At 68.3% G+C, this 20,572-nt stretch carries 20 protein-coding genes and 1 tRNA gene; 11 read left to right on the top strand and 10 right to left on the bottom strand.

Annotated elements, in window-relative coordinates:
• Positions 1 to 27 precede the first annotated feature (27 nt).
• From ET475_RS12460 to ET475_RS12450, 3 genes are all read right to left on the bottom strand, one after another.
• A complete protein-coding gene (locus tag ET475_RS12460; protein ID WP_129390686.1) occupies positions 28 to 1,071 on the bottom strand; it encodes an LmeA family phospholipid-binding protein in 1,044 nt (347 codons plus the stop codon).
• A 6-nt stretch (positions 1,072 to 1,077) separates the two neighbouring features.
• Positions 1,078 to 2,742: an arginine--tRNA ligase gene (gene argS / locus ET475_RS12455; protein ID WP_129390683.1), complete on the bottom strand. Its 1,665-nt coding sequence runs from the start codon at positions 2,740 to 2,742 to the stop codon at positions 1,078 to 1,080.
• 122 nt (positions 2,743 to 2,864) lie between these two features.
• The gene (locus tag ET475_RS12450; RefSeq protein WP_129390680.1) at positions 2,865 to 4,403 is read right to left on the bottom strand and encodes an HNH endonuclease signature motif containing protein; all 1,539 of its coding nucleotides are present in this window, start codon (positions 4,401 to 4,403) and stop codon (positions 2,865 to 2,867) included.
• Positions 4,404 to 4,798: 395 nt separating this feature from the next.
• Here ET475_RS12450 and ET475_RS12445 point away from each other — a divergent pair, with 395 nt between their 5' ends.
• A complete protein-coding gene (locus ET475_RS12445; protein WP_129390676.1) occupies positions 4,799 to 5,362 on the top strand; it encodes an NADPH-dependent FMN reductase in 564 nt (187 codons plus the stop codon).
• A 41-nt stretch (positions 5,363 to 5,403) separates the two neighbouring features.
• On the opposite strand, the gene ET475_RS12440 is transcribed toward ET475_RS12445, so the two are convergent.
• From ET475_RS12440 to ET475_RS12425, 4 genes are all read right to left on the bottom strand, one after another.
• Positions 5,404 to 6,654 (bottom strand): MFS transporter, encoded by a 1,251-nt coding sequence (locus tag ET475_RS12440; RefSeq protein ID WP_242497627.1) that lies wholly within the window; start codon positions 6,652 to 6,654, stop codon positions 5,404 to 5,406.
• 226 nt (positions 6,655 to 6,880) lie between these two features.
• Positions 6,881 to 6,956: transfer RNA gene (locus tag ET475_RS12435), tRNA-Arg, on the bottom strand.
• A gap of 43 nt (positions 6,957 to 6,999) precedes the next feature.
• Positions 7,000 to 7,746, bottom strand: a complete 747-nt coding sequence (trmB, locus tag ET475_RS12430; RefSeq protein WP_129390673.1) for a tRNA (guanosine(46)-N7)-methyltransferase TrmB — start codon at positions 7,744 to 7,746, stop codon at positions 7,000 to 7,002.
• Positions 7,739 to 8,578 (bottom strand): DUF3097 domain-containing protein, encoded by an 840-nt coding sequence (locus ET475_RS12425; protein ID WP_129390669.1) that lies wholly within the window; start codon positions 8,576 to 8,578, stop codon positions 7,739 to 7,741. Before ET475_RS12425 ends, trmB begins: the two co-directional genes overlap by 8 nt.
• 132 nt (positions 8,579 to 8,710) lie before the next feature.
• On the opposite strand from ET475_RS12425, the gene ET475_RS18270 reads away from it, so the two are divergent.
• The 4 genes from ET475_RS18270 to ET475_RS12405 all read left to right on the top strand — a co-directional run bounded on the left by ET475_RS18270 (position 8,711) and on the right by ET475_RS12405 (position 12,906).
• The gene (locus ET475_RS18270; RefSeq protein WP_129390664.1) at positions 8,711 to 10,723 is read left to right on the top strand and encodes a TPM domain-containing protein; all 2,013 of its coding nucleotides are present in this window, start codon (positions 8,711 to 8,713) and stop codon (positions 10,721 to 10,723) included.
• Positions 10,724 to 10,775: 52 nt separating this feature from the next.
• Positions 10,776 to 11,561, top strand: a complete 786-nt coding sequence (locus ET475_RS12415; RefSeq protein ID WP_129390661.1) for a PspA/IM30 family protein — start codon at positions 10,776 to 10,778, stop codon at positions 11,559 to 11,561.
• A gap of 89 nt (positions 11,562 to 11,650) precedes the next feature.
• The gene (locus ET475_RS12410) at positions 11,651 to 12,460 is read left to right on the top strand and encodes an arginase family protein (protein WP_129390658.1); all 810 of its coding nucleotides are present in this window, start codon (positions 11,651 to 11,653) and stop codon (positions 12,458 to 12,460) included.
• The gene (locus ET475_RS12405; RefSeq protein WP_129390655.1) at positions 12,457 to 12,906 is read left to right on the top strand and encodes a Fe-S oxidoreductase; all 450 of its coding nucleotides are present in this window, start codon (positions 12,457 to 12,459) and stop codon (positions 12,904 to 12,906) included. Before ET475_RS12410 ends, ET475_RS12405 begins: the two co-directional genes overlap by 4 nt.
• Before the next feature lie 4 nt (positions 12,907 to 12,910).
• Here the strand turns inward: ET475_RS12405 and ET475_RS12400 are convergent, their stop codons facing one another.
• From ET475_RS12400 to ET475_RS12390, 3 genes are read right to left on the bottom strand one after another with little or no spacing between them, the layout of a single operon-like run.
• Positions 12,911 to 13,378, bottom strand: coding sequence for an SIP domain-containing protein (locus ET475_RS12400; protein ID WP_129390652.1), 468 nt, complete (start codon positions 13,376 to 13,378; stop codon positions 12,911 to 12,913).
• Positions 13,379 to 13,411: 33 nt separating this feature from the next.
• A complete protein-coding gene (locus ET475_RS12395; protein ID WP_129390649.1) occupies positions 13,412 to 14,131 on the bottom strand; it encodes a tyrosine-protein phosphatase in 720 nt (239 codons plus the stop codon).
• Entirely contained in the window at positions 14,128 to 14,598 is a 471-nt protein-coding gene (locus ET475_RS12390) for a carboxymuconolactone decarboxylase family protein (RefSeq protein ID WP_129390646.1), read from the bottom strand. The genes ET475_RS12395 and ET475_RS12390 overlap by 4 nt, the downstream gene beginning before the upstream one ends.
• Before the next feature lie 31 nt (positions 14,599 to 14,629).
• On the opposite strand from ET475_RS12390, the gene ET475_RS12385 reads away from it, so the two are divergent.
• From ET475_RS12385 to ET475_RS12360, 6 genes are all read left to right on the top strand, one after another.
• Complete coding sequence (locus tag ET475_RS12385; RefSeq protein ID WP_242497626.1) at positions 14,630 to 15,544, top strand: alpha/beta fold hydrolase; 915 nt, start codon at positions 14,630 to 14,632, stop codon at positions 15,542 to 15,544.
• Positions 15,545 to 15,640: 96 nt separating this feature from the next.
• Positions 15,641 to 17,146, top strand: coding sequence for an ABC transporter substrate-binding protein (locus tag ET475_RS12380; RefSeq protein WP_129390641.1), 1,506 nt, complete (start codon positions 15,641 to 15,643; stop codon positions 17,144 to 17,146).
• Positions 17,143 to 18,093, top strand: a complete 951-nt coding sequence (locus tag ET475_RS12375; protein WP_129390638.1) for an ABC transporter permease — start codon at positions 17,143 to 17,145, stop codon at positions 18,091 to 18,093. The genes ET475_RS12380 and ET475_RS12375 overlap by 4 nt, the downstream gene beginning before the upstream one ends.
• A complete protein-coding gene (locus tag ET475_RS12370) occupies positions 18,090 to 18,962 on the top strand; it encodes an ABC transporter permease (RefSeq protein ID WP_129390635.1) in 873 nt (290 codons plus the stop codon). The genes ET475_RS12375 and ET475_RS12370 overlap by 4 nt, the downstream gene beginning before the upstream one ends.
• A complete protein-coding gene (locus ET475_RS12365) occupies positions 18,959 to 19,747 on the top strand; it encodes an ATP-binding cassette domain-containing protein (protein WP_129390633.1) in 789 nt (262 codons plus the stop codon). The genes ET475_RS12370 and ET475_RS12365 overlap by 4 nt, the downstream gene beginning before the upstream one ends.
• Entirely contained in the window at positions 19,744 to 20,565 is an 822-nt protein-coding gene (locus ET475_RS12360; protein WP_129390629.1) for an ABC transporter ATP-binding protein, read from the top strand. The genes ET475_RS12365 and ET475_RS12360 overlap by 4 nt, the downstream gene beginning before the upstream one ends.
• The last annotated feature ends 7 nt before the right edge of the window (positions 20,566 to 20,572 follow it).

Below are 20,572 nucleotides of genomic sequence, written 5' to 3'. Positions count from 1 at the left end.
CCGGGGGTTCCCGCAAGTCTAGCGGGGTCAGCCACACGTCCCCGGCTTCTGTAACGAGGGGTCCGAGAGTGTGCGTGGGTCGACGGTGAACGACGCGTCGACGGCGTCGGAGCCCACCGTGATCTTCGACAGCGTCAGACCTTTCGGGAACTGGTCGGCCACGCACACGGTGCGGTCGGCGAGAATGCCCTCGGCGAGCGTGCCGAACCGGGCGCGGATGGTGTCGGCGTCCATGCTCGCCCCGCCCACCGTGAACTTCACCGGGGTGAGCACGAGCGCGCCGTCATGGGCGCTGGGTGTGAGCGTGAGGGCGAACGAGATGCCCGACAGGAACTGCGAAGGGTTGAGGTCGACGGTGACGTTGGATCCGTCGACCTTCAACGATCCCGCGACGGTGTCGTCGAAGGTGCCGATGAGCTTCGTGATCGCATCGGGTGTGAGGGTGACGGTGGCCTCGGCGCTGCCGAGTGCGCCGCCGTCGGTCGAGACGTCAGTCGCGTGCACGGTGAGAGAGCCCGTGGTGCCTGCCAGCGGCGCATCGGGGACCGTGATGCTCAGCGTCGAGAGGGTGCCCGCCAGCAGCTGCGGCAGCATCGGCTCGGCCACCTGCACGTCGACTTTCTGGTCGGCATCGAGGTCGAGGGCGGTGCGGGTCTGCTGTGTCACCTCGGCGATCACCTTGTCTTTGGCCCACGCGTTGCCGGCGAACCAACTGACCACACCGGCCCCGGCCAGCACCACGACGATGATCACCGTCGTGACCAGGGCGACCACCCCGCGACGCTTCTTCTTGGGCGCGGGGAGGGATGCCGCAGCCTGCGGTGCGACCGCGGTCTGCGGATACGCCTGCGGTGCGACCGCGGTCTGCGGGTACGCCGGCTGCGGATACTGCTGCGGATACGCGGCCTGCGGATAGGCCTGGGCCGCGGCATCCACCACCGGCAACGGCAACGTGGTCGCCTCCGGCTCAACAGCCGGGGCCGCCCGCCCCGCGCTCGGCAGCGGCGGCTTCGGCGGAACCTCGATGGGCTCCGTCGGCTCGTCCGGTGGCAGTGCGGGGCGGTCGGCCATGGATCCTCACATACGCTCGGGCGCACTCACTCCCAGCAGGTCCAGGCCGTTGCGCAGAACCTGGCCGGTGGCGTCGTTGAGCCACCGACGGGTGTGGTGCACGTCTTCGATCGGTGCATCTCCCAGCGGGATGACCCGGCAGTTGTCGTACCAGCGGTGAAACAGACCGGCGAGCTCTTCGAGATACCGTGCCACCCGGTGCGGCTCGCGCACCTCGGCGGCGAACGCCACGATCCGCGGGAACTCCTGCAGCACCCCCAGCAGGGCTGCCTCGGTGGGGTGTGTCAGCGTCTCGGGGGCGAACGCGCTGCGGTCCACTCCGGCATCGTCGGCGTTGCGACTCACGTTGTGCGTGCGGGCATGCGCGTACTGCACGTAGAAGACGGGGTTGTCGTTCGTGCGCTTGCGCAGCAGTTCGGGGTCGAGGGTCAGCGGCGAGTCGGCCGGATAGCGACCCAGTGAGTACCGCAGCGCATCGGTGCCCAGCCACTCGCGCAGGTCATCCATCTCGATGATGTTGCCGGCGCGCTTGGAGAGCCTGGCGCCGTTGACCGACACGAGCTGCCCGATGAGCACCTCGATGTCTTTCTCCGGGTCTTCCCCCGCAGCACCCGCGATGGCTTTCAGTCGGTGCACGTACCCGTGGTGGTCAGCGCCGAGCAGGTAGATCTTGTGGGCGAAGCCGCGGTCGCCCTTGTTCAGGTAGTACGCGGCGTCTGATGCGAAGTACGTGTACTCGCCGTTGGAGCGGCGGATGACGCGGTCTTTGTCGTCGCCGAAGTCGGTCGTGCGCACCCACACGGCGTCATCGGCCTCGAACACGTGCCCCTGCTGACGCAGGCGGTCCACTGCCTCATCGACGAGGCTCGGCCTGCCGTCGACGTGCTCCTTGAGCATCCGTTCGCTGAACCACACGTCGAAGTGCACGTTGAAGGCCTCCAACGACGCCTGCAACTCACCGAGCTGGAACGCATACGCACGGTCGCGCGCTATCGTCAGCTGCTGTTCGGCCGGAAGCTCGAGAAGGTCGGGCCGCACCTCGAGCACGCGGCGGGCGAGGTCGCCGATGTAGGCACCGGCATAGCCGTCTTCGGGCGTCGGCTCGCCCTGTGCTGCCGCCAGCACCGAACGGGCGAAGCGATCCATCTGCGCACCCGCGTCGTTGATGTAGAACTCACGCACCAGCGTCGCCCCGCTGGCCAGCAGCAAGCGGGCGATCGAGTCGCCCAGCGCCGCCCAGCGGGTATGCCCGATGTGCAGCGGGCCGGTCGGGTTCGCGCTGACGAACTCCAGGTTGATGGTGTTTCCGCGCTGCGATTCGTTGGTGCCGAAGGCTGCACCGGCCTCGACGATGGTCTTGGCGAGAGATCCGGCGGCTGCGGCATCCAACCGCACATTGATGAAGCCGGGGCCGGCCACCTCCACAGAGGCGATACCGGCGACCTCTCCGAGCTTGTCGGCGATCTCAGCGGCGAACTCGCGCGGGTTCGCACCGACCTTCTTCGCCAGTTTGAGAGCGGCGTTGGATGCCCAATCGCCGTGATCGCGGTTCTTCGGGCGCTCCAGAGGCAGGTCGCTGGGGACGAGTCCCTCGGTGGATCCGGCTCGTCGCGCCTCCGCGAGCGGGCGGACGACGTTGAGCAGGGCTGCGGAGAGGGCTTCAGGATCCATAGACCGACAATTCTACGGGTGGGCCGCCGCGCGCCCGCTGAGAATGGCGGCGGGGCGCGGAAGCTCCACCGCTGCCCGTCGGATCAGCAGGGCTCAGCAGGCTTCAGCGGGTCCGGAACGGTTCAGAAGGGTGCGGGGTCGCGTGCGTACTGCGCGGCGATCGCGTGTCGGGTGTGGGGGTCGGGATCGATCAGCGCGACGGGATCGAATCTGACGGTGCCCGGTGGCCGGGACACGTGAGTGCGTCCGGTGGGGGCGGTGAAGATCAGAACGCCGCCGGCGAGTTGCTCGACCTCCCACGCGGTCTCGTGTTTGACCGTGTGATGGCGTTGGCAGAAGTGCTCAAGATTGCACAGGCACGTCGGACCGCCCGCCGCGTGCGGGATCGTATGGTCGATGTCGCATCTGCGCGCGGGCCTGCGGCACCCGGGGAACCGGCACTGCTGGTCTCTGACCTGCAGGAACCGCTTCTGCTTCTTCGAGGGTCGGTATCGGTCCACACAGACGGGAATCCCGGTGGCCGGGTCGGTGAACACCCGCGTCCACATCACCGCACCGCCGGCCAGCCGCCGTGCGGTGTCATCGTCGATCGGGCCGACACCGTCGACGACCGCTCCCCCGACCTGGGTTCCGGTGATCACGGGTGCCGGGACCGTGACCTGCACGTCGGCATGGATCGCGGAGAGGCCGTCACGGGCCTCGTCAGTGGCCCCATGCCCGGTGAACGGCGCGGCAAGCAGCAGGTCGCAGAACATGTCCGCCATGATCTGGGTCACCGTCCGCTCATCGAACACCGGCTCGGCCGCCCCATCGGTGCCGGCAGCGGCGTCGATGCCAGCGTCGTCGGTGCCGGCGTCGGGGGCACCAGCGGCGTCGATGCCAGCGTCGGGGCCGGTGCCGGCAGCGGCATCGGCATCGGCATCGGCATCGGCATCGGCATCGGCATCGGCATCGGCATGTGCCGCCGCAGCCTCGGACTCCTTCTTCTCGGTCGCGTTCATCTCGAACAGCGCGGTCGCGGCCTTCCGCAGCCTCGCCACCGCGCCCATGCCCTGCACGGTGGGGACATCTGCGGTCACCCGGGTAAGGCCCGGTTCCAGCTCGCGCACCGAAACCTTGCGCCGGGCCACGGCCTCTCGCACACGGGTGGCGGTGCCTTCCGGATCCAAGCGCACGACCAGACCCGACAGCGCCGCCTTCAGCTGGGCCGGAGTCATCTCCCGGGCCATATCCCGCGCGACGGCTTCAAACCGCGCCCGTACTCCGTCATCGGAGATCTCCATGCCGGCCTCGGCGATCAGCACCGCGTGCTCCCCCGAGAACTCGCCGCAGCTCGCATCGCACAACGTCTCATAGAACACCCCGGTCAGCATCGCAGCCTGCGACACCTTCCGCGCCACCTGCCACTCGCTCAGGTGCAGCCCCGCCGCGATCTCGGCGAACAACTCCCGCATCGCCAACTGCGAGGCAGACATCACCGATCCGTTGCCCAATCGGGCCGCGCGCTCGGCCTCACGCCGCTGGATCAGATCTGCGACCCGGGAGAAGAAGAACATCTCGGCCGCGAACGCGCGCGCTGCCAGCGACCGCGACGCCACCAGCTCGTCGACCAGCTCATCCACCTCTGAGAGCACCGGAGACACATCCATCAACACTGACACCGTGGGCCCCCTTCCGAATGAACCAATACCCACATACTATCGAATATCTCTACGCTATGCAAGGTCTTGCCATCCGCTTTTTTAACTGGTGCGAAGCGATATCCGGCACGTAGTAACCCGGCCACCATGCCGATGGTATTCTGGCGTCAGTCTCGATGATCTCATCGGCCATCCACCCGGCAGACGCCCGCCCGAGCGGCCACCGTCCTCAGAATGCCAGCGGTCCGCGACATCCTCCCCGGCCCGGAACAGGTGCCCAGAACGGCGACCGGTCCGAACGTCCGCGCCTGCGGCACCGCTGAACGCCCCACAGCGTCATACGACGACTTCTCACGCGCACCGGGAATTCGCCTGTGGCGCTGCGGCGTTGAATGGATGCCGGAAAGGGAATCTGAATGACACGCCTCATGATCATCGTCGCCAGCATCCGCGAGGGCCGCATCGGCCTGCCGATCGCCCAGTGGGTGCGCGGCGTAGCCGAATCCGACGGCCGCTTCGACATCGACTTCGCCGACCTCAAAGAGATAGACCTGCCGCTGATGGACGAGCCGAACCATCCCCGGCTGCGTCAGTACACGAAAGACCACACGAAAGCATGGAGCGAGCGCGTGGACGCCGCCGATGCTTTCGTGTTCGTACAGCCCGAATACAACTACAGCTATGCGCCGGGCCTGAAGAACGCTCTCGACTATCTGCACCAGGAGTGGCGGCGCAAGCCGGTGGGCACCGTCAGCTACGGCGGCATCTCGGGCGGCACCCGCGGCGTCGTTGCGCTGCGCCCGGTGCAGCAGGCCTTGGGGTTGGTGCCCACGGGTGCCAACGTCGAGCTCGCTTGGGCGGCGCAGCAGCTCGACGACGACGGCGAGTTCCAGCCGCGCGAGAGCAATGAGCGCGTGCTGCGCACGCAGTTCGACGAGATCGTCGCGCTGGATGCCGCACTGCGGCCGCTGCGCGGCTGAGAATCAGTCGCGCCGTCACAGGGCGGCATTCCGTCGCGCCGTCACAGGGCGGCGCGACGGGGCGCCCGTCGCATGTACAGGCCGGTGAGCACCGCACCGGCCATCAGCACGGCTCCCCCGATGATCACCGTGATGGGAATGCCCAGGAGGCTTCCCAGCACCCCCACCGTCACGCCGCTGAAGGTCTGCATGCCAGGGCCGAACATGCTGTAGGCCCCCAGCACCCGGCCGCGCTGGCCCGGCGGTGCCTCGAGCTGCACGATCGCCTGGCCGGTCGAGGTCGCCGTGATCTGCGAGAAGCCGGTCAGCACGAGCGCGACCACCGCCACCCACAGCAAGCCGGTGAAGGCGAAGATCATCGCGAACGCACCGAACGTGATCGAGCTGATCACCGCCGTGCGCACGGTCGGCTTGAACCATCCGCTCGCTTCGAGAAAGAACCCGCCGGCCACACCTCCGATGCCGAGCGCGAAAAGCAGCGCGCCGTACACGAGCTCACCGTCGACACCCGGCGGCGTCAGCGCCGTTCCGAACGCCGGCATCGCCGTTTGCAGCACGGCGCCGATCGATACCGATGCGAGGGCGGCGAGCACCAGCATCCCCATGATCACCCGGTCACGGCGCACGGTGCCCAGCACACGGAACGACTGCCACAGCGACACCCGCTTTGCCATCATCCGGCCCTCGCGGCTGTGCCCGGTGAAGCTCGTGCGGGTCAAGAACAGCGTCAGGGGCAGATAGAACACGATGTTCGCGAAGATGCCGCCGGTCGCGCCGAACAGCAAGAGCAGCGCCGAGCCGACGACCGGCCCGAACAGCACACCGAGGCTGCGAAAGGTCGCATTCATTCGCACCGCGCTGGGCAGCTGCTCGCGCCCCGCGAAATCGTAGAGCATCATCTGCTCGGCCGGTCCCCACAGGCATCCCGCCAGCCCGTGCAGCACCAGCAGCACGCACGCTTGCCACAGCTGCAGGGTGCCGGTCAGGAAGAGGACGCCCCAGCACAGTGACACGAACATGAACAGACCCTGCGCGATCTGGATGATCCGGCGACAGTCGAACCGCTCGGCCAGCGCCCCGGCATACACCGACAGCAGCAGAAACGGCAGCCAGTGGCTGACCAGCTGAAAACCCACCAGCACCGGTGAATGGAAGGTGTTCCACAGCACCAGGTAGGTGATGACGTGCTCGATGTTGTCGCCCATCATCGCCAGGCCCGCCCCGACCAGGTACGGCGCGGTCTTCCAGCTGCGCAGCACCCCGAACTTGGGTGCAGGAACGGGAACGGTCACCGCCCCATCCTGGCGCAGTTTCGGGATGCCACAGAGCGGCTTGGCTCGTTCAGTGAGCGTTCTGGCGCGACAGTCGTCGATCAGTGGTTCGCCGAGTGGGCGCGAAAGTGGGCGACCATCCGCATGTCACGCGAGGAGAGGTGACGGGAAGTCCGTCCACCAGGACTCGGCCAGACAGATCCGGGAGATGTGAAAGGCCGGCCCTTGCGGACTGGCCTTTCACGGATGGTGCCCCCGACAGGAATCGAACCTGCGACCTTTGGTACCGGAAACCAACGCTCTATCCCCTGAGCTACGGAGGCGTGCCGATCAAGACTATCAGGGCGCTGCACCCGTGCCCGACGCTCACACCCGCTCGTACACCAGGTCGCGGATATCGCGGCCGACCGCCAGTCCTTTGCGCTCGAACGCGGTCATCACGCGACCCTCGTACCGAGGCGCCCACTCCCCCTCGAACGCCCGGCGGAAGCCGGGAGCGGCATCCATCACCTCGACCATCTGTAGGGCGTAATCCTCCCAGTCGGTGGCCAGGCGCAGCAGCCCGCCGGGGGTGAGTGCCCGGGCGGCGAGCGCCGCGAACTCCGGAGCTATCAGTCGCCGCTTGGTATGACGCTTCTTGTGCCACGGGTCGGGAAAGAACACCCAGATCTCATCGACGGATGCCGCAGGCAGCAGATGCGCCAGTACCTCGGGGGCGTTCGCCTCGACGAGGCGCAGATTGCGCGCCCCGGCGGCGTCGGCGTCTTTCATCGTGCGGGCCAGGCCCGCCTTGAAGACCTCCACCGCCAAGAAGTCGATTTCGGGACGCGTGGATGCCGCGTGCACGACCGCGTGCCCCTGGCCCGATCCGATCTCCACGATCAGCGGCGCCGACCGGCCCCACACCGCCACAGGATCGATGAGCGCGTCGCGGGCCACGCTCGTGGTGGAGATCTCTCGCGGCACATCGAGCAGGTAATGGGGCGAGAGTTCGGCCCAGGCGCGTTCCTGGCCCTCGCTCATGCGTCCGCTGCGGCGCACGAACGAGACGGTCTGCTTGCGGTGAGCGGGATCGGGATCGTGCACCCCTCCAGCGTAGGCGGGGTCAATCATCGACGGTGACGAAGTCGATGAGCTCTTCGACGCGTCCCAGCAGCGCCGGTTCGAGGTCGCGGTAGCTGTGCACGCGCGAGAGGATGTGCTGCCACGCACGTGCGATGTCGGCCTGCTCGTCGGCGGGCCAGCCGAAAGCCCGGCAGATCCCGACCTTCCACTCCACTTCGCGCCCGATCACCGGCCACGCCGTGATCCCCAGCGCCGCAGGCCGCACGCACTGCCACACATCGATGAACGGATGCCCGACGATGCGCACATGCGCGCCGTGCGGGCCGCGCTCGACGGCCTCGGCGATGCGCGCTTCTTTCGATCCGGGTACCAGGTGGTCCACCAGCACGCCGTAGCGCCGCGACGCCGAGGGCGGATCGTCGCGCAGCGCGGCATCCAACAGGTCCACGCCCTGCAGGTACTCGACCACCACGCCTTCGGCGCGCAGGTCGGCGCCCCAGACCTTCTCGACGAGCTCGGCGTCGTGCCGTCCCTCCACGAAGATCCGCGACGCGCGCGCGATGCGGGCGCGCTGGTCGGAAGCGGCGAATGAGCCCGATGCCGTGCGCTTCAGCCCGCCGGGTGCTTTCGGCGTCGGTGCGACGAGGATCACCGCTTCGCCGTCGACGAGATACCCCGGGCCAAGCGGGAACATCCGGCGCTTGCCGCGCCGGTCCTCGAGCTCCACGAGCCCACCCGAGACCGAGACCACCGCTCCGCAGTACCCGTCGTCGGCGACTTCGACGACCACGTCGCGATCGGCGGGCACCCGCTCCAGTTCGCGGTGGAACTGCGTGCGCCATCCCGACGCGAGCACGTCGGCTCCGTAACGGTCGTCCATGTCGCCCTCCCGAACCCGAAAGCCTAAACGCTGCGACTCCGTATCGCCGGCAACGACCCGCCCCCTACCGTCGTATGCCTCTGTCTGAATAGACTCACCATCAGTAGAGCGTCTCAGGGGAAGGGACCACGGATGCACCTTCGTCGCCTCATCGCCGTCGTCGCGGCGTGCGCCGCTCTGGTTCTCGCGCCGGCGGCGGCCGCCTCGGCCACCGACCCGGTCACGCTCGGTCAGGACTACGTTCTCGACGACGTCGGCATACTCAGTTCGTCGGAGTTGGCCGATGCCGAGCAGGCGGCACAACGTTTCGCCGACGACACCGACATGAACCTGTGGACGGTCTACGTCTCCACATTCACCGGCCCCTCTGCAGCCGAAGACTGGGCGAACACGACGGCAGAGCGCAACGGACTCGGCCCGAACCAGTACCTGCTCGCCGTGGCTGTGGACTCGCGGCAGTTCTATCTCTCCGGCGACTCCGCCGGTCCTGTCTCCAGCGACGCGTTGACGCGCATCGAGCAGGAGCGCATCCAGCCCACCCTGGCCTCCGGCGACTGGGCGGGCGCCGTTGGCGCGGCCGTCGACGGTTTGAAAGACGCCGCCGGTGGTGGCTCCGGCGGGGCACCCTCCAGCGGCGGCGGGGCGATCATCGGCATCATCATCGCCGTGGTGATCATCGCCGTCATCGTGCTCGTGATCTGGCTGATCGTGCGCTCGCGGCGCAAGAAGGCGAAGACCGCCACCGGACCGGCCCTGCAGAAGCTCAGCGTCGAAGAGCTCGCCCGGCGCGCGGGTTCGGCTCTCGTGCAGACCGACGATGCGGTGCGCACCAGCGAGCAGGAGCTGGGATTTGCCGCCGCCCAGTTCGGCGACGACGCCACCACCGAGTTCCATGCGGCGCTGCAGCAGGCCAAGACAGACCTCGACCAGGCCTTCGCGCTCAAGCAGAAGCTCGACGACGCGCAGGAAGACACCGAGCAAGAGAAGCGCGCCTGGAACACCCAGATCGTGCAGCTCTGCGAGCACGCGAATCAGGTGCTCGACGAGAAGGCCGCCGCGTTCGACGAGTTGCGCAAGCTCGAACAGAACGCCCCCGAGGCGCTGCAGAAGACGAAAGCCGAGCGCACGAAGGTGGGAGCGGCGTTGGATGCCGCATCGGCCACACTCGCGCAGCTGTCGACGTCGTATGCTCCCGAGGCGCTGGCACCGGTCGCCGACAACCCGGCGCAGGCGCAACAGCGACTCGCTTTCGCCGACGAGCAGCTCACCACTGCCCAGCAGCAGCTCGACGCGGGCAACGGCGGGCAGGCGGCGGTGGCGATCCGCGCCGCCGAGCAGGCTGTCGACCAGGCGCAACTGCTCGAAAATGCCATCGGAAAGCTGGGCGCCGATCTTGCCACCGGCCAGAAGAGCGTCGCGGCGATGATCGTCGATCTCGAAGGCGATATCGCCTCGGCATCGGCGATCCCCGACCCGAACGGGCAGGTGGCAGCCGCCGTCGCCGCCACCCGCACTCAGGTCGACGCGGCCAAGGCCGACATGACGGCCGCGCAGCAGCATCCGCTGGCCGCCCTCAAGGCACTCGAGGCCGTCAACACGCAGATCGACCAGGTGCTGCAGGGAGCCAGGGATGCCGCCACCCTCGCGCAGCGGGCGCAGCAGCTGCTCGGCCAGACGATGATGCAGGCACAGGCTCAGGTCTCGGCCGCCGAGGACTACGTCACCGCGCGGCGCGGCGGGGTGGGCACCGACGCCCGCACCCGTCTCGCGCAGGCCGGCGCCGAACTGGCCCAGGCGCAGCAGCTGCAGTCCACGGCCCCCGATCAGGCCCTTCAACACGCACAGCGCGCCGATCAACTGGCCGGCCAGGCCCTGCAGTTGGCGCAGACCGACGTGGGCGGCTTCGGCGGCACCGCCGGCGGACTGTTCGGCGGCGCGCCGGCCGGCTCAGGCGGCGGCAACAACGTGCTCGGCGCCGTCTTGGGCGGCATCGTGATCAATTCGCTGCTCGGTGGCGGCGGTGGTGGCCGCCGTGGCGGCGGTTTCGGCGGCGGCAGCCGCAGTCGCAGCGGCGGTGGTGGATTCAGCGCCGGAAGCTTCGGTGGCGGCGGCACCCGCAGCCGCCGGGGAGGTGGTCGCTTCTGATCCGCACCCACAGTCTCGATATGACACAGAACCCCGACAGGAAGGAACCCTGATGGCCAAGCAGTCCATTTTCGGCCGGATCTCCACGCTCTTGCGCGCGAACGTCAACGCAATGCTGGACTCCGCCGAAGACCCCAAGAAGATGCTCGACCAGCTCGTGCGCGACTTCACCAACAACATCGCCGACGCCGAGTCGGCGATCGCCGAGACGATCGGCAATCTGCGCTTGCTCGAGCGCGACCACGAAGAAGATCTGCAGTCCGCCACCGAGTGGGGCAACAAGGCGGTCGCAGCCAGCAAGAAGGCCGACGAGCTACGGGCCGGCGGGCACACCGACGAAGCCGACAAGTTCGACAACCTCGCCAAGGTCGCCCTGCAGCGCCAGATCCAGTCCGAGAACGAGGCCAAGGCAGTCGAGCCGCAGCTGGCCGCGCAGAACGATGCCGTCGCCAAGCTCAAAGACGGCCTGAACGGCATGAAGCAGAAGCTCGAGCAGCTGAAGGCGAAGTCGTCGGAGTTGATCGCGCGGCAGAAGACGGCCGAGGCGCAGAACAAGGTGGCCGACGCGGTCAAGTCGATCGATGTCATGGACCCGACCAGTGAACTCGGCCGGTTCGAAGACAAGATCCGTCGCGAAGAAGCCCTGGCCGCCGGCAAGCAGGAGCTGGCCGCCTCGAGTCTGGACGCGCAGTTCAACCAGCTCGAGGACATCGGCGAGCTGACCGAGGTCGAGGCGCGGCTGGCCGCGCTGAAGGTGGGCAACAAGCCCGCCGTGAGCGGAGCGAGCGCCCCGTCGGCGATCGACGCGCCGTCGGCGCCCTACACGCCCGGCCAGTGACCGTGTGATCGCGTACGACGCATGACGATGGATGCCGCGGCCCATCCTGGGCTGCGGCATCCATGTTCGGCGAGAAGGGAGCATGACCGATGACGCGCTTCATCGTCGCGCCTCAATGGCAGGGATCGGGCGCTGCACGAGCGATGCTCCTGGTCGACGGCGCCCAGGCCATCGAAGGCGACCTGCCCAGTGCAGCGTGCACGCACATCGACGTTCCCCTCGAAGCGGGTGAGGGCCTGGGCACGCGCGTGCACCGGCTGAGCGCACTCGAGCACACCAAGCGCCTGCTGCAGGCAGAGCTGGCCCACTCCGACGAGCCTGCCCTGGTCGTGGGCGGCGACTGCGGGGTCGCGGTGCCGGCGATAGCGCACGCCGCGGCCCGCCATCCCGGTCTCGCCGTCGTGTGGTGCGACGCGCACGGCGATCTGCACACCCCCGATTCGTCTCCCTCGGGCGCGTTCGCCGGCATGGCGCTGCGGGCGGTGCTCGGCGAAGGCGAGCCCACTCTGGTCGGCGCGGGAGTCAAGCCCACGCAGGTCGTGCTGGTGGGCGCCCGCGATCTCGAACCCGCCGAAGACGACTACATCGGCACCTCGCAGATGGCACAGCTTTTCGCCGAAGACCTCGCCGACGACGAGGCACTCATCCGCGCGGTCGCGGGCGCCGACGCCGTGTACGTGCACGTCGATCTCGATGTTCTCGACCCTCCGGAGATGACCGGAGTGAGCATGCCGGTGCCGTTCGGGGTGCACGTGGCCGAGTTGACCGCGGCCCTGGCCCGATTGCGCTCTCAGGTGCCGCTGGTCGGAGCCTCGCTGGCCGGCTTCGCCCCGGCGTCCCCGGCTGTCGCCGTCGACGATCTGGGCGCCATCCTGCGCATCGTCGGAGCGCTGGCATGAGCCGGCAGCCGCCCGCGGGCTGGCGCGAGCGCGCCGACCGAGCGCTGGCGCGGGGCAAGCGTTGGGACCGCCTGATCCCCCGATTCCTGCTCGATTCACCGATCAGCCACGCCGGGGCTTGGTACGGCACTATCGTCGGCTGGATCTGGGGATCGATCTGGAGCACCGGACGCATCGAGCGTCACGGTGAACTGTGGGTGTTCCACGGCATGCCGCCGCGCACGTTCCGCCGGGGCGGCGTGTGCGTGGGACGCTGCTTTCTCACCTCAGACGTGCCCAGCGCCACGGTGCTTCGCCACGAGGCCGTGCACGCCCGCCAATGGCAGCGCTACGGCATTCTGATGCCACTGCTGTATCTGCTGGCCGGCACCGATCCGCTGCGCAACCGATTCGAGATCGAGGCCGGACTGGAAGACGGCAACTACGTGCCGCGCGCAAGTTCCTGAGCTCTCAGCGCGTGCCGAGTCCGAAGCGCTCGGGGGTGTGGATGGTCTGCGGCGCGCGCCCGTGGTGCTCGACGAGGTGATCGACGATCTCGGCGGTGCCGAGGTAGCCGCCCATCAGATGGATGCGGGTGCGGTCGGTCTCGGCGCACAGCATCTCATCGGCCCACGCGATCACCGCCCGTGAGAGGGCATCGCCGCGCCCGCAGCACTGTCCGGTTCCGACGCGGCCTGTGTGACGCGAGCGGTCCAGCCAGGTCACGGTCATTCGCCCCGGCACGTCGATCGGCCCGATCCACGACGCATCCGGCACCTCGATGAACACCCGACCGGTCGCACAGATCGGCAGCGTGGCCAACAGCGCCTGCAGCTCGGCCAGCGACGATTCGTCGGCTGCGATCAGATGCTGCACGATGCCGCGGCGTGCCACGCGGCGGGCGACGGCACTCATCGGGGCGACAGTGGAGGTGTTCATGACTCCTTCAGTGTAACCCAAGGGTAGGCATGCCTAACCTTCTTCGACGAGAATCCTCCGCAACTCGCTCAGTTCGTCGTCGGTCAGACCGCCCGCACGCAGATAGTCGGCGGGCGACCCGAAGCGCCGGCTCAGGTCGTCGAGCAGCCCGCGCATCACCGGGGCCGGCGAGCGCATCGCGAGCTCTTCGAGGTGTCGAGCCTCGGGATGCTGGGTGCGCAGAAACGACACGACCGCGTGACTGCGCCGGGCCGGCAGCATCCCCTCGGTTCGTGCATAGTCGTCGACGACGGCCGCCTCGTCCACTCCCGCCGCGGCCAGCGTGAGCCCCACAGTGACGCCGGTGCGGTCCTTGCCCACCGTGCAGTGCACGAGCACCGGCTGATCGGCCAGCACACCCCGCACCACGTCGACGACACGGTCGGCGGCATCATCGACGATGTGCCGGTACATCTGCTCGAGCGACAGGTCGTCGGCGAAGAAGGATGCCACCGAGCCGAGGAACAGCGGCACCCGTTGTGTGGTCACCCCGAGTCCGTCGAGGGCACTGGGCGCCTGACCGACCTCGTCGTCGGCACGCAGGTCGATGACTCGGCGAAGATGCAGCGCGGCCAACGCCCGCCGTCCTTCCGCGGCGACCCGTGACAACTCCCCCGAACGGAACAGCACTCCGGCGCGGGTGCGCCCCGGGCCGGCCGGCAGACCACCCGTGTCGCGGAAGTTGATGGCGCCGGGTACGGCGATCTCGCTCACTCGGCCGACCGCGGCTCAACCGGGTAGCGTCCGGCGATCGCGATGCGGTTGAACGAGTTGATCGCCACGAGAATCCAGCACAGCGCCACATACTCCTGCTCAGAGAGCACGCCGCCGACGCGGTCGTAGACGTCGTCGGGAACGCCGCCGTCGTGGATGTACACGAATGACTCGGCCAGCTCGAGCCCGGCACGCTCGCGCTCGCTGAACACCCCGGATTCACGCCACACCGGAATCTGCGTCACGATGTCGGCGTCAAGGCCGGCGCTCAGCGCTCGGTCCAGATGCACGCGCACACAGAAGGCGCAGCCGTTCAGCTGTGATGTGTGCAGCTGCACGATCTCGATCAGCCGCTCATCGACACCGGCGTCGGCAGCAACCGACTTGACCGTCTTGGAGAACGACTCGAGCGCCTTGTAGGCGGGCATGGCGGCACGCGACAGGTGCACGCGGGGCTCGTCGGACATGCGGCCAGCCTATCTGCGCCACAATGGCACCGTGATCGACGATTTCGACGAGTTCTCGTTTCTGCCCGCACAGGCAGCCGAGAACGGCATCGACGGCCCGCTTGCGGTCGGCGAGCGGGTGAACCTCGCGCTGCCCGACGGCCGCACCCTCTCTGCGCTGCGCTGGGCCCCGGCATCCACCCCGCACGCCCTGCCCGAGGTGACGTTCCTGCACGGAGCGGGCTTGAACGCGCACACCTGGGACACCACCGTGCTCGCGCTGGGGCGGCCCGCCCTGGCCATCGATCTGCCCGGGCACGGCGATTCCTCGTGGCGCGACGACCTCGCCTACGTGGCGTCGGTGCTGGCACCGGATGCCGCGGCCGGCATGCGCGCATGGACCGATCGGCCGCAGCTTCTGGTGGGGCAGTCGCTGGGCGGGCTGACTGCCGCCGCTCTCGCGGCATCGTTCCCCGATCTGGTGCACAGCCTCGTGGTCATCGACATCACGCCGGGCATCGACCTCACCGGCAACGCCGCGCAGATCGCCCAGTTCTTCGCGGGTCCCACCGACTGGGCCAGCCGCGACGAGCTCGTCGAGCGGGCGCTGAGCTTCGGACTGGGCGGGAGTTGTGCCGCCGCCGAGCGGGGCGTTTTTCTCAACTCGCGCGTGCGTGCCGATGGGCGCGTGGAGTGGAAGCATCACTTCGCTCATCTTGCTTCGGCACCCAGCCCGCACGCGCCGGTGGCGGCCGTGCTCGCCGACAGCGGGTGGGACGATCTGGACGCGGTCACCGCACCGGTCACGCTCATCCGCGGCGATCACGGCTATGTGACCGACGACGAAGCCGCCGACTTCGTGCGCCGCGTCCCCGACGCCGAGGTGGTGGTGGTGCCCACGGGCCACAACGTGCAAGAGGAGCGACCGGTGGAACTCGGGCGGCTGCTCGCGGGGCACCAGGAATGAGGACGCGTCACGGCTGTGTTGCATTCCACGTCAGTGTGACAAGGGCCGCCCTGCCAGACCTCTAGGCTGGTGCGCAGCCCGCGAAAGGACTCCCCCATGCATCGACGTACCCTCGCCGTCGCGGCGGCCCTCGTGACCGCTGCCGCTCTCGCGCTGACCGGTTGCACCGGCGGCGGCCAGGCGCCCACCAGCACCGGAACGCCCGATCCGAACGCCTCGGTGGCCATTCGGCTCGTTCTCGAGCCCAGCAACCTCGACATCCGGCAGACCTCCGGTGCGGCGCTGGATCAGATCCTCATGGACAACGTGTACCAAGGCCTTGTCTCGCGCACGCCAGACCAGAAGATCGTGCCGTCGCTGGCCAGTGAGTACCAGGTCTCTGACGACCGGCTCACCTACACCTTCACGCTGCGCGAGGGCGTCACCTTCGATGACGGCCAGAAGCTCACCGCCGACGATGTGGTGTGGTCGCTGGAGCAGCACCGCACGCAGAAGGGCTGGGCCGACGCGGGCCGCCTGGCGCGGGTGAAGTCGGTCACTGCCAAAGACCAGACCATCACCGTCACACTGAAAGAGCCCGACTCGCAGCTGCTGTGGAACCTGTCGGGGCGGGCCGGCGTCATCTTGAAGAAGGACGACACCATCGACTACAAGACCCAGGCCAACGGCACCGGTCCGTTCACGCTGGGCAGCTGGAAGCAGGGCGATTCGATCACATTCGAGCGCAACGACGACTACTGGGGCGACGCGGCGAAGGTCAAGGAGGTCGTCTTCGACTACATTCCCGACAATCAGGCAGCCCTCAACGCGGCACAGGCCGGCGAGGTCGACGTCGTCACCGGGTTCGACGCGAATCTGAAGGACCAGATCGAGGCGAACGGCGACTACAAGCTCGTGCTCGGCAAGTCCACCGACAAGGGCACGCTGGCCATGAACAGCACCGACAAGTGGCTGAAGGACAAGCGCGTGCGCCAGGCGATCCGCCAGGCCATCGACCACGACGCGGTGATCAAGGCGCTCGGGTCGGGTCAGACCATGTACGGCCCGATTCCCGAGCTCGACCCTGGCTATGAAGATCTCTCCTCGGTCGCCCCGTACGACCCCGACGCGGCCAAGGCGCTGCTGAAAGAGGCCGGTGCCTCAGACATCACGCTGACGCTGACGATCTACAACGGCTACGGCACGACCATCCCGCAGATCCTGGTCTCAGACCTGAACGCCGTCGGCATCACACTGAAGGTCAACGCCGTCGAGTTCCCCACCTGGCTCAACGACGTCTACGTCAACCACGACTACCAACTCAGCTTCGTGCTGCACACCGAGGCGCGCGACTTCGAGAACTGGGCCAACCCCGATTACTACTTCACCTACGACAACCCGAAGGTGCAGGAGCTCTATCAGGACTCGCTCAGCGCCAGCAGCGATGACGAGGCGGCGGGCTACCTGCAGCAGGCCGCACGCATAGTGTCCGAAGACATGGCGGCCGACTGGGTGTACAACGGCGCATCCGTGGTGGCAGTGGGCACTAACATCACGGGTATGCCGTCGGTGAACGTCAACGAGCGCCTCAACCTGGCCGAGATCGCCAAGAGCTCGCAGTGACGCGCTACGCGCTGACGCGGCTGGCCCTCCTGGTGGTGGGCCTGTTCGTCGCCAGCGTGTTGATCTTCCTCACCCTGCGGGTACTGCCCGGCGATGTCGCGCAGCTCATCGCCGGTACGAACAGCACCCCCGAGCAGGTCGCGGCCATCCGCGGGCAGCTGCGACTTGACGATCCGCTGCCCGTGCAGTACGCGACGTGGATCGGCGGCATCTTCCGTGGCGACCTGGGCACGTCGCTGATCACCGGCAGCTCGGTCATGACCGAGCTCGTGCAGAAGGCCCAGGTGACGATTCCCCTGGGCGTCATGGCGATGGTCGTCGCCCTGGTCATCGCCGTGCCGCTGGGCGTGTTCTCGGCCATGCTGCGCGGCCGGGTGGGGGGCACTGCCATAAACGTGGGCTCGCAGGCGCTGGCTGCGGTGCCGGTGGTGTGGGCGGGGATGATGCTGGTGGTCGTCTTCGCGGTGTGGCTGGGCTGGCTGCCCGCACAGGGGTTTCCGCGCGCGGGCTGGACGCAGCCGGCGCTGGCCGTGCGCGCGCTGCTGCTGCCGGCGATAACGATCGGCGTGGTCGAGGGCGCCATGCTGCTGCGCTTCGTGCGCAGCGCGACGCTGCAGGCCATCGGCCAGGACTTCGTGCGCACGGCCGCCGCAAAGGGTCTGACCCGCACACAGGCGCTCATCCGCCACGGCCTGCCGAACATGGCCCTGTCGGTGGTGACGGTGCTGGGGCTTCAGGTGGCCGGCATCATCGTGGGCGCCGTCGTCATCGAGCAGCTGTTCTCGCTGCCCGGAATCGGCCGGATGCTGGTGATGGACGTCGGCAACCGCGACCTCGTCAAGGTGCAGGGTGAGCTTCTCGTGCTCACCGGTTTCGTTCTCGTCATCGGTTTTCTCGTCGACCTGCTGCATCGGGCCATCGACCCCCGGCAACGGGAGGTCGCATGACACGGAGATCGTGGCTGGGGCGCCTGTGGCGCCTGTCGACGGGGCGATTCGGCCTCGTGGTCGTGGCGGTCATCGTCGTTGTGGCCGCCGTCTCGCTGATGTGGACGCCGTTCGATCCGCAGCACGTCGACATCGCCGTGCGTTGGCAGGGCCCGTCGTGGCCGCATCTGCTGGGCACCGACGGCTCGGGGCGCGACATCCTCAGTCTCGTCATGAGCGGTGCGCGCACGACCGTGTTCGTCGCCGTCGGATCGGCCGTGATCGCCGCCGTGTTCGGCATCGTGCTGGCCTCGCTGGGCGCTCTGACCGCCCGCTGGATGCGCGAGTCGATCGCCGTGCTGGTCGATATCCTCATCGCATTCCCGGTGCTGCTGATAGCACTGATGATCTCGGCGATCTTCGGCCGCTCACTCTGGGTCGTGATCTGGGCGGTCGGCATCGGCTTCAGTGTGAACATCGCCCGCGTGACCCGCCCCGAACTGCGGCGGGTGCTGCACAGCGATTTCGTGCTCGCGGCCCGCGCGTCGGGTCTGACCCCCGCGCAGAACCTGTACCGGCACCTGCTTCCCAATGTCGCGCCGGTGTTCATCGTGCAGCTGTCGTGGGGCATGGCCGTGGCTGTGCTCGCCGAGGCGGGACTCTCGTATCTGGGTGTGGGGGCCTCGGTCACCCAGCCCAGTTGGGGGCTGCTGCTTGCCGAGCTGCAGCAGTTTCTCACCGTGCATCCGCTGTCTGTGCTGTGGCCCGGTCTGGCGATCACTTTCACCGTGCTGGGGCTGAACCTGCTCGGTGACGCCCTGCGCGAGGCGACCGATCCCACCCTGTCGCGCACCGATGAGCGGATGCCGCAGCCCGAGGTGGTCGCATGAGTCTGGCCGTGCGCGATCTCGCCGTCGACATCGGCGGACGTCGCGTCGTGGACGGCGTCTCTTTCGATGTCGACGACTCGCAGCGCGTCGGCCTGATCGGCGAATCCGGATCGGGAAAGTCCCTCACCGCCCTGGCCGTGCTGGGGCTGCTTCCCGACGGCGCGCGGGCCACCGGCAGCATCCGCTGGAACGATCACGAACTCATCGGCATGCCCGATCGGCAGCTGGCCGACATCCGTGGCGATGAGATCGGTATCGTGTTCCAAGAACCGCGCACGGCACTGAACCCCATCCGCACCGTCGGCCGCCAGATCGCCGAGGCGGTGCGCATCCACGAGCGCATCTCCCGGGCCGAGGCCCGCCGACGGGCGATCGCCGAGGCCGAGCGTGTGCATCTGCCCGACCCCGCGAACATCATCGACCGGTACCCGCACCAGCTCTCCGGCGGGCAGCGCCAGCGCGTCGCCATCGCCATGGCGCTCGCGTGCCGTCCGCGGCTGCTGATCGCCGACGAGCCGACGACGGCGCTGGATGTCACGATCCAGGCCGAGATCCTCGAACTGCTGCAGTCGCTGGTGCACGACGACGGCATGTCGCTGGTGTTCATCACACACGACCTCGCGGTGCTCTCGCAGATCGCGACCGAAGGAGTGGTGCTCGAACACGGCCACGTGGTCGAGCATGCTTCGGTGCACGATCTGCTGACCGACCCGCGGTCGCCGATCACGCAGGGACTTCTGCGTGACGCGACCGCCACGCTGTGGAAACCGGAGGGCCGGGCATGACCGCGCTGCTCAGTGCCCGCGGGCTCACCCGCCACCACCCTGCGGTGCGGACGCACCCGTGGCAGCGCCGCGCTTTCACCTCTGCTCTCGAAGACGCCGACGTCGACGTGCGAGAGGGATCGGCCGTCGGGGTCATCGGCGAATCGGGTTCGGGCAAATCGACGCTCGTGCGGCTGCTGCTCGGGCTCGACGTCCCCACGGCGGGCTCGGTCACTTTCGACGGAAAACCGGTGGATGCGGCATCCCCCGCCCGTTCTCTGCACTGGCTGCGCCGGCAGACCGGCATCGTCTTCCAAGACCCGTACGCGTCGCTGGACCCCCGAATGAGCGTCGGCCGCATCGTCGGCGAACCGCTCTGGGCGATGAACGTCGCCGGCGACGGCGCGACCGGTTCGGCCGGCCGCCGTGAGCGGGTGCGCGAGGTCCTCGCCGATGTGGGCCTGGAGCCGGAGATGGCCGCGCGCTTTCCGCACGAGTTCTCCGGCGGGCAGCGGCAGCGCATAGCCCTGGCCCGCGCGATCGTGCACCGCCCGCGGCTGCTGGTCGGCGACGAGCCGCTGTCGGCCCTGGATGTCACGGTGCGCGCGCAGATCCTCGACGTGCTCACCCGGCTGCGCGAGCGCGATGGACTGACCCTGGTGATGGTCTCGCACGACATCGGCGTGGTGCAGAACCAGTGCGATGAGGTCATCGTCATGAAAGACGGCCGCATCGTCGAAGAGGGGCCCACCGAGAAGGTGTTGCTCGAACCCCAGGTGGCCTATACCCGACGCCTGCTGGCATCCATTCCGGCGATCCGGCCGGATGTCGCCGGCTGAGGCTACG

It is taken from the genome of Microbacterium protaetiae, from assembly GCF_004135285.1.
GTDB classification, from domain to species: Bacteria; Actinomycetota; Actinomycetes; order Actinomycetales; family Microbacteriaceae; genus Microbacterium; species Microbacterium protaetiae.
This window is presented reverse-complemented; position numbering and strand designations above follow the sequence as displayed.